The 10,610-nt window shown below is 66.8% G+C and carries 11 protein-coding genes; all 11 read right to left on the reverse strand.

Features of this window, described 5'->3' with window-relative positions:
• Positions 1-141 precede the first annotated feature (141 nt).
• Positions 142-2,109 carry a potassium transporter Kup gene (locus KA419_17375; protein ID MBP7867705.1) on the reverse strand — a complete coding sequence of 656 codons (1,968 nt, stop codon included), beginning with the start codon at positions 2,107-2,109 and terminating at the stop codon, positions 142-144.
• A gap of 286 nt (positions 2,110-2,395) precedes the next feature.
• Positions 2,396-2,809, reverse strand: a complete 414-nt coding sequence (locus tag KA419_17380) for a hypothetical protein (protein MBP7867706.1) — start codon at positions 2,807-2,809, stop codon at positions 2,396-2,398.
• 52 nt (positions 2,810-2,861) lie between these two features.
• Complete coding sequence (locus tag KA419_17385; protein ID MBP7867707.1) at positions 2,862-3,572, reverse strand: GNAT family N-acetyltransferase; 711 nt, start codon at positions 3,570-3,572, stop codon at positions 2,862-2,864.
• Between the two features lie 4 nt (positions 3,573-3,576).
• The gene (locus KA419_17390; protein ID MBP7867708.1) at positions 3,577-4,653 is read right to left on the reverse strand and encodes a M20/M25/M40 family metallo-hydrolase; all 1,077 of its coding nucleotides are present in this window, start codon (positions 4,651-4,653) and stop codon (positions 3,577-3,579) included.
• Positions 4,654-5,406: 753 nt separating this feature from the next.
• Positions 5,407-5,670, reverse strand: coding sequence for a hypothetical protein (locus KA419_17395; GenBank protein MBP7867709.1), 264 nt, complete (start codon positions 5,668-5,670; stop codon positions 5,407-5,409).
• Positions 5,671-5,737: 67 nt separating this feature from the next.
• On the reverse strand, positions 5,738-8,053 hold the full coding sequence (locus tag KA419_17400) for a molybdopterin-dependent oxidoreductase (protein MBP7867710.1): 2,316 nt from the start codon (positions 8,051-8,053) through the stop codon (positions 5,738-5,740).
• The gene (locus KA419_17405) at positions 8,046-8,513 is read right to left on the reverse strand and encodes a (2Fe-2S)-binding protein (GenBank protein ID MBP7867711.1); all 468 of its coding nucleotides are present in this window, start codon (positions 8,511-8,513) and stop codon (positions 8,046-8,048) included. Before KA419_17405 ends, KA419_17400 begins: the two co-directional genes overlap by 8 nt.
• Before the next feature lie 25 nt (positions 8,514-8,538).
• Entirely contained in the window at positions 8,539-9,351 is an 813-nt protein-coding gene (locus KA419_17410) for an FAD binding domain-containing protein (GenBank protein ID MBP7867712.1), read from the reverse strand.
• A gap of 185 nt (positions 9,352-9,536) precedes the next feature.
• Complete coding sequence (locus KA419_17415; protein MBP7867713.1) at positions 9,537-9,869, reverse strand: nucleotidyltransferase domain-containing protein; 333 nt, start codon at positions 9,867-9,869, stop codon at positions 9,537-9,539.
• Entirely contained in the window at positions 9,853-10,284 is a 432-nt protein-coding gene (locus KA419_17420) for an HI0074 family nucleotidyltransferase substrate-binding subunit (GenBank protein ID MBP7867714.1), read from the reverse strand. Before KA419_17420 ends, KA419_17415 begins: the two co-directional genes overlap by 17 nt.
• 144 nt (positions 10,285-10,428) lie before the next feature.
• Positions 10,429-10,610, reverse strand: a 182-nt coding sequence (locus tag KA419_17425; protein ID MBP7867715.1) for a hypothetical protein, incomplete at its 5' end; no start/stop codon positions are given.

Consider the following 10,610-nt stretch of genomic DNA (forward strand, 5'->3'; position numbering starts at 1 on the left):
GCGAATCATGCGAACGAACGCGAATGAGAAATCAATAACCAATAGATATTATTCGTGTAATCAATTCGCGTAAATTGGCGTTATTCGTGGGAAAATCCCTTTTCGCGACTTTTTACGGGGGTGTCAAGGCTTGAAAGGTCCTCACAATTCGATCTGGACGCCGATCTCCACGATCTGGTCGGGCGGCACCCCGAAGGTCTTGGCGGCGGCGGCGGCGTTGCGGGACATGAAGGCGAACAGCTTGCCGCGCCAGGCGGCCATGACGGGGTTGGGCGAGGTCAGAAGCGTCTCGCGCCCCATGAAGAAGGTCGTTTCCCGAAGGCTGACCTCCAGACCGTGCCGGGGGCACGCCGCCAGGACGACGGGCACACTGGGGCTTTCCATGAAGCCGAAATGCCCGGTGACCCGGTAGAAATGCTCGAAGAGCGGCTCGACGTCGACCCGGTCCGCCTCGGCCACCCGGGGGATGTCCTCGGTGACGAGGGTCACGAACAGGACTTTCTCGTGGATCACCTTGTTGTGTTTCAGGTTGAACTGAAAGGTCGCCGGGACCGTTCCCGCCGTGGCCGACAGGTAAACGGCAGACCCGTTGACGACGGCCGGGGTGATCTCATCCTGGAGTGACCGTCGCATGTCCTCCAGGGAGGCCGATCGCTGCTTCAGCCGCTGAGCCAGGATCTCGCGGCCGCGCTTCCACGACGACATCGCCAGGTACCCGGCGACGCCCACGAAGAGGGCCACCCAGCCTCCCGCGGGAATCTTGATGACGTTGGCGCCCAGGAAGGCCAGGTCCACCACCAGGAACACCCCGGAGACCAGTGCCGCCAGGACCGGGTTCCAGCGCCAGCGCCGCCGCATCACCGAGAAGGCCAGGACGGTGGTGACGGCCATGGTCCCGGTCACCGCCAGCCCGTAGGCGGCCGCCATGTGGGTGGAGGTCTGGAACCAGAGCACCAGGAAGATGGACGAGAGCATCAGGGTCCAGTTGATGAAAGGCACGTAAATCTGGCCGATTTCCGAGGCCGAGGTGTGCAGGATGGACAGGCGCGGGAGATATCCGAGCTGCACCGCCTGCCGGCTCAGGGAGAACGCGCCGGTGATCACCGCCTGCGACGCGATGATGGTGGCCAGCGTGGCCAGGGCGACCAGGGGGAAGAGTGCCCAGGAAGGCGCCAGGAAATAGAACGGGTTGATCACCGCCTTGGGGTTGTGCAGCAGCAGGGCGCCCTGGCCGAAGTAGTTGAGCACCAGGCAGGGGAAGGCCAGCCCGTACCAGGACAGGACGATGGGGCGGCGCCCGAAATGGCCGATGTCGGCGTAGAGGGCTTCGCCGCCCGTGACGCACAGCACCACCGAACCGAGGACCCAGAAGGCTTTCCATCCGTTGGCCAGGAACAACCGCACGGCGTGAGCGGGGTTGACGGCGGCCAGGACGTCGGGGAACCGGAAGATGGCCACCAGGCCCAGCACCGCGATGGAAACAAACCACAGGATCATCACCGGGCCGAAGACCAGGCCGATGCGTGCCGTGCCGTGTTTCTGGAAGAGGAACAACAGGGCGAGGATGACCACGGTGAGGGGAACCACGTAGGGCTCGAGGGCGTGGGTGCCGACGCTGAGGCCCTCCACGGCGGAGAGGACCGAAATGGCGGGGGTGATGATGCCGTCGCCGTACAGGAGGGCGGCGCCGAACAGGCCCAGGATGATGAGCCACGGGCGCCGCTCCCCCGGGCGGGGGCGGCGGTGCCGGATCATGGCCATCAGCGCCAGGATGCCGCCCTCGCCGCGGTTGTCGGCCCGCATGATCACGCTGACGTACTTGACGCAGATCACCAGGGCCAGGGACCAGAACACCAGGGAGAGCATGCCCAGGATGCTCTCGTGGCCGGTGACGATCCCGTGGGAGGCGTGGAAGGCCTCCTTCAGGGAGTAGAGCGGGCTGGTGCCGATGTCGCCGAAGACCACCCCCAGGGCGGTCAGGGCTAAAAACCCGAGCCCGTGGGCCTTGAGGTGGTCGCCTGAAGTGCCGTCCGGGGACAAGGCCGGGGGTACGTCCGGCGGTACGCCCGGCGGTTCGGGGGTGACGACCGTCTCGGTTTTATTCTGCATCGTTCCGCCGGTCCTTTTCGAGCGCCCTGCCTCTGGGCGGAAAACCCCATTGTAATTCCACCTTCATCGAAATTCAAGGGCGGCAATGAGCGCCTATAATGTAAGTCGTTGCCAAATCGCGCAAGATCGTGGGGCCGATCGATCGAAACATCGGCCGGGATCGGAATTTGGGACCCATGCGATCTTCCGTTGCGAGCTTGGCGACTTGGCAAGCGCCGATCCGGATCTGGATCTCGCAAAGGCGCCAAGCTCGCAAAAAAAACGGATTGCCGGGGGTCGCGGAATCTCAGAGGTTCCGCCACTGGCCGGCGGCGAGGGTGGCCAGGACGGCCGTGTCGGCCGCGGAGAGGACGCGGTCCGCGAGCTCGCGGACGTCGCCGTCGAGGGCGGCGGAGAAGACCACTTTCTTGAGGGAGAGGAGCGGTGATTTTGGGCATCGCAGCGCGTAGTACTCCACGACTTCCGCGCCGGCCCGCCACTCCCGGACGTCGGCCGCTTCCCCCCAGGCGCCGGCGGCGATCAGGCCCTCGATCTCCGCCTCCCGGCCCCGGCGGCAGTTCCGTGCGGCGGACGCCAGGCGCCAGTGGGCGTGCCCCTCGGCGTCGCACCCGCACTGCGGGCAGGGGCCGAGGAGCCCGACCAGCGCGCGGCGCGGGTCCGGGGCCCCCGCCTCGCCGCGGGGCCGGAACGGGACTTTCAAAAACAAACGTCGGAAAATGGAAAACATGTCAGTACCGAAAAGGACTAAAGGACTAAAGGACCAAAAGGACACAAAGGACCCAAAGGACGGAAAGGAGACAAAGGATACAGAGAACGGCAAAGACATGATGTTCCAGTTTTTCGGGCCGGCGGTCGTTTTTGTCCTTTTGGTCGTTTTTGTCCTTTTGTCCTTTCCCGCTTGACCGGTTCTCGCCGGCATCTCCCCCGGGGATCGGTTTTACTCGACGGTCATACCCCGCGGGCGGCGCCAGGCGCTTCGCCATGGCGAACTCGTCGACGGGGACGCCGTCGACGCGGAGGGAATCCCGGCGCCGGCCCTCGATCTCGAACCCCCGCCGCCGGTAGAGGCGGAGGGCCTCCTCGTTGTGAACCATGACGGTGAGTTCGAGGCGGTCGATGGACCGCTCGCGGGCCCAGGTTTCCAGGGCGTCGAAGAGCCGCGTCCCGACCCCGCGGCCGGCAAAGGCACGCCGCACCCCGATCACCAGCCAGGCCGAGTGCCGGTTTCGCCGGTACTCGCCGCCCCAGGCGCCGATGTAACCGATCAACCGGCCCTCGCTCTCCGCCACGATCAGGGCGTCGCGGTCCCGGGACAGGGTTCGCCGGATGCTCTCCCGCTGTTCCGCCTCGGTGGTCGTCCGTTCCCCGGGTTCGAGCATCATGAACCGGGTCTCGCGGTCGAGCGCGCGGAGCAGATCCAGAAAGGCCGCCGCGTCGTCCTCCCGTACCGGCCGGACGACCACGGGCTCACTCCGCCGCCAGGCGGAGGATCTCCACCACCATGTCCCGGGCCTTGCACAGGTCTTCGACGTGGATGCTCTCCTGCAGGGAGTGCTCGTCCCGGGCGCCGATGCCCACCACCGCCATCTCGATCCCGAGGTTGTTGTAGATGGAGGCGTCGGTGAAGCCGGTCATGACCGCGGTCCGGGCCTCGACCCCCACGGCCCGCAGCGCCTTCTGCGCCAGGCGGATGGTCCAGGCGTCGGGCGCGATGTTCACCGCCCGGCACATCTCGTTGACCCGGAGCTGCACCTCGGCCCCCACCGCCGCCGCCTGTTCGCGGATGGTCTTCTCCATCTCCGCGGCCAGGGCCTCGGCCTTGGCGTGGTCCAGGCTGCGGCACTCCGCCAGGAAGGACGCCCGGTCGGGGACGCCGTTGCGGATCAGCCCGCCGCTGATCACGCCCACGTTGGCGGTGGTCTCGGGGTCGAGCCGGCCGAGCCGCAGGGCCGCGACGGCCTGGGCCGCCGCCCGGATGGCGTTGACCCCCTTCTCCGGCTCCATGCCGGCGTGGGCCGACCGGCCCCGGAACTCCGCGTCGATGGCGTAGTAGGTGGGACCGCCGATGATGATGGTGTCCAGGGTGTCGTTGTCGAGGAGGAACCCCCGCCGGGCACGGAGCAGGTTTTTATCCAGGTTCTTGACCCCCAGGAGGCCCACTTCCTCCTGCCGGCTGACGGCGATCTCCACGGGCGGACGTTTCGGCGCCACCCGGAGGGCCTCCAGCAGTTCGGCGATGCCGGCCTTGTCGTCGGCGCCGAGGATGGTGTCGCCGCCGGAGCGGATGACGCCGTCCGCCAGGACCGGGGTGATCCCCTTGCCCGGCTTCACGGTGTCGGCGTGGCACGAGAAGAGGATCGGCTCCGTCACGGCGCTGTCCAGGGCGCCCAGCCGGGCCGTCAGGTTGCCGTAGGCGTCGATCCGGACCTCCGCCCCCAGTTTCTCGATCTCCTTCGCCAGCCAGGCGATGAACTCGGCCTCCTCGCCGGACTCGCTGGGGATTCGGACCATTTCCATGAACTGTTGAATCATGCGATCGGACACGGGTCACCTCCTGGGATTCAGCTTGTTGGGGATGCCTGGCCGGCCATCCGGACACGACGATAACGGCCTCGAAGAACCATTAAAAGACTATTATCTCCTGGACGTTCTCGCGCAAGCTGAAGCTTGCGCCACCCCTGGCGAACGTCATTCTACACCCGATTCCCGGTCGATCGCCTCGAATTCAGATCCGGCATCGGGTCGGACCTCGCCAATCGATGGAAAAATCCGGGAATACCGTCCAGAAGGGCCTGATTTCCTGGCTTAACCGGGCCTTTTCAAGCTCGAAAAGAGCGGAATAGAAGCGGCACTCTCGCGCAACACCCAGCGGCCCTCTTCATCCACCGCCACCCGCCCTTCAGCCCGCAGGTCAAGATCGTCGCTCACCGACCCTGCCCTGATGGCCGACCGAATCTGCGGAGGGTTGGGAACCGCGCCGCTCCGGCGGCCTGCGCGGCGCGATCAAAGCGGCGCTCCGGAAGCCTGCGCGCCGCACTCCGCAGAGGTCGACCCGTCACCGCCCGCCACGCCGCAGTCCGCGGGCGTCGGCCCATCACCGCCCGCCGCGCCGCACCCCCTCCCTGCCGCCCCGCCGGTCCGCCCCTGGCCGTCCTTTGGGTCCTTTGGGTCCTTTACGTCCTTTCGTCCTTTCCCGCCCGATCCGGGGCGGCGGCTTGACTGCAACGGCGCGCCGGCGCGGAGGGAAGAAAGTTCGGGACACCCATCACCCTCATGGCGTCGTCCGCCGCAGAAGCGCTATCGCTCCCGGTACAGAATCGCCAGGACGGTCACGGTGCCGCAGGCCAGGAGGCTGGCGATCATGCCGGCCAGCAGGTAGAGGTCCCGCTGGAAGATCCCGTGCAGGATCCCGGTGACCTGGAGCACGCAGAACCCGGCGAAGGTGGCGATGGACACGCCTTTCGCGCTGCGGGTGCGGGCGATCCGGAGCGCCTGGATGACGAAGAGCCCCGCGTTGGCCATCAATCCCAGCCCGAAGATGACGCCGACGATCTCTTTCATGTTTTCAGTCCTAAGAAAAAACGCCCCTCCGGAAAGGGGCGTTCCGAGAGTTCCCTGGAGAGAGCCTCTACTTTTCCCTCATCAGGCGCCAGAGGCGCTCGGGGGTGAAGGGGGCCTCGCGCAGGCGGACGCCCACCGCGTCGAAGACGGCGTTGGCGATGGCCGGCAGCGGGCCGTTGATCCCGATCTCGGAAACGGACTTGGCCCCGTAGGGCCCCGTCTCCTCGTCGGAGTCCACCACGATCGTGACCATCTCCGGCAGGTCCGCCGCGGTGAAGAGCTTGTAGTCCCAGAACGAGGCGTTCTGCATGCGCCCCTTGGCGTCGAAGTCGTAGTTCTCCCAGAGGGCGTAGGAGAGGCCGTTGACCACGGCGCCCTCCACCTGGCCCTGGGCCAGGAGCGGGTGGATGGCGCGGCCGCAGTCGATGACCGTCACATACTTCACCAGGTGGATCCGCCCGGTCCGGGTGTCCACGTCCACCTCGGCGAACTGGGCCATGAAGGGCGCGGGGGACTCGGTGCCGTAGTAGGAGGCGTCCGCCGCCACCTGGAACTGGTCGTTCTCGTAGAAGGTGTAGTAGCCGATCTGCTCCAGGGTGGTCACCTTCCCCGTGGCCGTGTTCCGGACCCCCGCGGGGGTGATCTCCATGGCCGCGACGTCGGCGCCCTGCATGGACGCCCCCACGCGGAGCAGGATGTCCCGGATCTTCCGGGCGCAGCGCAGCACGGCGCCGCCGGAAACGTAAGTCGTGGAGGAGGCGTAGGCCCCCACGTCGAAGGGCGTCAGGTCGGTGTCCGACGAGAGGACGATGAGCTTCTCCACCGGGATCTGGAGGGTTTCGGCGGCGATCTGGGCCAGGACGGTGTCGGACCCGGTGCCGAGGTCCGTGGCGCCGATGTGGAGGTTGAAGGAGCCGTCCTCGTTCATCTTCATGATGGCGGCCGCCATGTCCACCTTGGGGATGCCGGAGCCCTGCATGCAGGCGGCGAGCCCGAGCCCCTTGACCCGGTCGCCGCTGCGGATCTTCTTCCCGCGCTTTTCCTTCCAGCCGATGGCGGCGGCGCCCCGGTCGAGGCACTCGTCGAGCTTGCAGGAGCGGATGACCTGGGCCACGCCCTCCTTCCCCTCGCCGAGCACCTTGAAGACCTCGGAGGTCTCGCCCTCGCGAATGTGCCACGTCTTGTAGAAGTCCACCAGGTCGACCCCCAGGTGGCGGGACACGTCGTCGACGACCTGGCAGAAGCCGAAGTAGCCCTGGGTGGCCCCGTAGCCGCGGTAGGCCCCGCCCACGGGGAGGTTGGTGTAGACCGTCTTCCCGAGGAACCGGACGTTCTCCACCTTGTTGAAGAGCGGCAGGATCTTGGAGCCGGCGTTGGCCATGACGGTGAGGGCGTGGGAGCCGTAGGCGCCGGTGTTCATCAGCGCCTCCATCTCCAGGGCGGTGATGGCGCCGTCGTTCTTCGCGCCGATCTTCACCCGCATGCGCATGGGGTGGCGGGTGCGGGCGGAGACGAAGACCTCCCGCCGGCTCAGCACGATCCGGGCCGGCCGCCGGGTGCGCTGGGTCACCAGGGCCGCCAGGGGCTCCAGGAACACCTCCTGCTTGCCGCCGAAGCCGCCGCCGATGCGGGGCTTGATGACCCGGATTCGGCCGATGGGGATGTCCAGCACGCGCCCGGTGATCCGGCGCACGTGGAAGGGCACCTGGGTGGTGGTGAGGATCACCAGCCGGCCGCGCTCGTCGTACCAGGACAGCACGGCGTGGGGCTCGATGGCGCAGTGGGAGGCGTACTGGGTCCGGAAGACGCCTTCCTCGACGAAGTCCGCCTCGGCGAAGCCCCGGGTGATGTCGCCGAACTCGATGCCCGCCTCGGCGGCCAGGTTGATCTCGGGCTTGTAGACCACCGGCAGGGGGGCGAAGGCGTCCTCGCCGTGGAGGCGGGGGCTGGACGGGTCCAGGGCCTTCTCCGCGTCCAGGAGCGGCTCCAGCACGTTGTACTCGACCCGGATCTTCTCCGCGGCGTCCTGGGCGGCCTCGAGGGTGTCGGCGGCCACCAGGGCCACCCGGTCGCCTACGAAGCGCATGCGGCGGTCGAAGAGGGCCGTGTCGTAGGGGGAGGGTTCGGGGTACCCCTGCCCGGCGGTGGTGTGGAGCACCCGCGGGACGTTGCCGTGGTGGAGGACCAGGGCGACGCCGGGGGCCTTCTCCGCCTCGGAGGCGTCGAGGGAGACGATCTCGGCGTGGGCGTGCGGCGAGTAGAGGAACGCGACGTGCAGGGCGTTCCCGATCCGGTGGTCCGCCGTGAATTTTTCCACGCCCGTGGCGAGGGAAAGGGCGTCGATCTTGGTGACGGGCTTGCCGATGTTGAGAAAGTTACTCATGGCTGCGCATCCTTTCCGCCGCCAGGCGCACGGCGTCGATGATTTTCACGTAACCGGTGCATCGGCAAAGGTTGCCGTCCAAGGCCGTCTTGATTTCCTCGTCGGTCGGGCTGGGGTTCTCCTTGAGCAGGGCGACGGTCGACAGGACCATGCCCGGGGTGCAGAAACCGCACTGGACCGCCCCGCTGTCCACGAAGGCCGCCTGGACAGGGTGCGGCTCGTGGAGACTCCCGATCCCCTTGACGGTGGTGATCTCCCGCCCCGCCACGCCGGCGGCCAGGACCCGGCAGGAGTTGACGGGCTTGCCGTCCAGCAGCACGACGCAGGCGCCGCACTCGCCCGTGCGGCACCCTTCCTTCACCTCTTCGTGCCCGTTGTCGCGGAGCACGTCCAGCAGCAGGGCCTCCGGCGAAAACCTCGCCGCCACGTCGCGGCCGTTGATCTTGAAGTGTGCTTTCATGATGTTCTTCCCCTTTCCGTGCCGGTCATTCCGTGATGTCCAGGAGCGCCCGCTCCAACTCCACGCGGGCCAGCTCCTTCAGGTACTCGGGACTCCCCACCTTCTTGGCGGGGAACTCGAGCTTGAGCCCCGCGGCGGCTTCCGCGGCGAGGGCGGGCGTGAGGACCTTCCCCCGCAGCAGCGATTCCAGGTCCGTCGGCCGGTGGAACTTGTTGGCGCACCCCACCACGACCACCCGGAGGTCGGCCAGGGCCCCGCTCCCGTTCCGTTCGGCCAAGACCGAGACGTTGAAGGCGGAGTAGTCGAAGCGCGTCCGGGCGACCCGCCGATAGGCGGCTTTCCAGGGCTTGTCGGCGAAGCGGACCGCCGTGATGAGGCTCCCCTTGCGCACGTCGCGGTCGGTGACGTACTCGGCGACGGGGTACGAGCCCTCGCTGGCGCCGACGAGGTCGACCTGGGCGTCCAGCGCCAGCAGGGGGCCCACCAGGTCCGACCAGATGGGGAACTGGGCGATGGAACCGCCCAGCGTGGCCCGGTTCCGCAACGGCGTGGACAGGGCCCCGCCCAGGGCGCGGACCAGGATGTGGCCCGGGTCCACGTTCCGGAGGTGGCGGACCGTGTCCGCGAAGCACACCGCCGCCCCGAACTCCACCTGGCCGTCTCTTCGCTGGAAGTGACGTATCGGGAGACGGGAGAGGTCCACGAAGCCGGCGACGCGCTCCGCGGCGCCGCCCATGAGGATGCCGAGCCCCCCGCCGTGGGGGATGAGCCCCTTGCGGGCCACCAGCTCGGCCGCCTCCTCGATGTTGTCCGGATAATGCCAGGTAATTTCTTCCATAAGGCACCCTGAGATGAAGATGGCATCCGCGCATTTCGCCTGATGCTAAAAACGCCCCGAGGATAAGACGAAATGGGGACAAAAGCAATCCGAAAAACGCGGCGGGGCGGGAGTGAACGGTCGGGCGCGACCGGTTTCGGCGCACGTTCAAACGCGACGGTTCGAGCGGTGCTGCAGCGTCCTCTTCAAACCGGTGTCGGAGGACGCTGAGACCCCGGGCGGAGAAGGATGGAACGTTGACGGACGAGGGCCCGGAACGGTTCGGCGGTCGCCGCCCAGTCCAGCAGGTCCACGTTGAAGGGCAGGGCGGATTCCGTGAAGGCGTCCTTGAGGTCGGCCAGGCGCAGGGTGTCCAGCGGCCGGTCCGTCATCACGGCGAGATCGAGGTCGGAATGCTTCCGGGGGGAGCCCCCCGCGCGCGAACCGTAAGCCAGCACGTCGTATTCCGGGACATGCCGCTCCAGGATGTCGAGAACGATCGCTTTCTCCGAGGCGCTGATGTCAATCGGCATGCCCATGATTCCGGCTCCGGAGGCGATCCAGGAGGTGCTTCATGTCCGCACGGAATTCGGGGATGACCGACAGGACGTCTTCCGCTTTCTCCGCGTCGTAGGTGTGGCTCGTGAGGTTCCGTTTCTCCCGGTATACCCGGAATCGCGGCACGTCCGGCACCAGACCGGCGTCCGCCGCGGCACGGATCAGGTCCATGAATGCCATCTCGCTCAATTCGTGGGGGTTGGCGACAATCTGCTCCAGTTGGCGCCGAATGAACTTGACCGCCAGGGTGTAGCTGAACTCGAAAGCCTGGATGACGGCCGACCGGAACTGCTCCCGCAACCCGGGGTCCTGCCGGGCAAGATCGGATTCGAGGTAACCCGCGCTGGTGTCCAACTGTCCCAGGGCGCTCTCGAACGATGTCAGGTCCAGGGTCATGGGCGGATCCCCCTCGAGGTTTTCCACTCTATTATTGGATCAATTCGCGAAAAAATGCAACCCGGTCCTCCCGCTTTCTTCCACCCGGCACGGACGTCTGCGCAAAAAAACCGGAGGGGATTTGCGCCACGACCGAACAGACGATCAGCCGGGCTTCGGGGATTTTGACTGTTTTTCATGCGTCGGAACTGTCTTTCTTGCAGCACTTTCGCAAGGGAAAAAGTTGGCATGATCTAACCCCGCCCTGATCGGGCTATCAGCTCGCGGAACGCCCGGGGTCACCTCACAAATCATTCTTGCAATATCAAGTTCCCTCTTGACTAGCC

This window comes from Acidobacteriota bacterium, assembly GCA_018001935.1.
In the GTDB taxonomy this organism is placed as follows: domain Bacteria; phylum Acidobacteriota; class JAAYUB01; order JAAYUB01; family JAAYUB01; genus JAGNHB01.

Coding starts and splice junctions, on each gene's coding strand:
- KA419_17375 (MBP7867705.1), bottom strand. CDS start 2,109: ATGCAGAATAAAACCGAGACGGTCGTCACCCCCGAACCGCCGGGCGTA.
- KA419_17395 (MBP7867709.1), bottom strand. CDS start 5,670: ATGAAAGAGATCGTCGGCGTCATCTTCGGGCTGGGATTGATGGCCAAC.
- KA419_17400 (MBP7867710.1), bottom strand. CDS start 8,053: ATGAGTAACTTTCTCAACATCGGCAAGCCCGTCACCAAGATCGACGCC.
- KA419_17405 (MBP7867711.1), bottom strand. CDS start 8,513: ATGAAAGCACACTTCAAGATCAACGGCCGCGACGTGGCGGCGAGGTTT.
- KA419_17410 (MBP7867712.1), bottom strand. CDS start 9,351: ATGGAAGAAATTACCTGGCATTATCCGGACAACATCGAGGAGGCGGCC.
- KA419_17415 (MBP7867713.1), bottom strand. CDS start 9,869: ATGGGCATGCCGATTGACATCAGCGCCTCGGAGAAAGCGATCGTTCTC.
- KA419_17420 (MBP7867714.1), bottom strand. CDS start 10,284: ATGACCCTGGACCTGACATCGTTCGAGAGCGCCCTGGGACAGTTGGAC.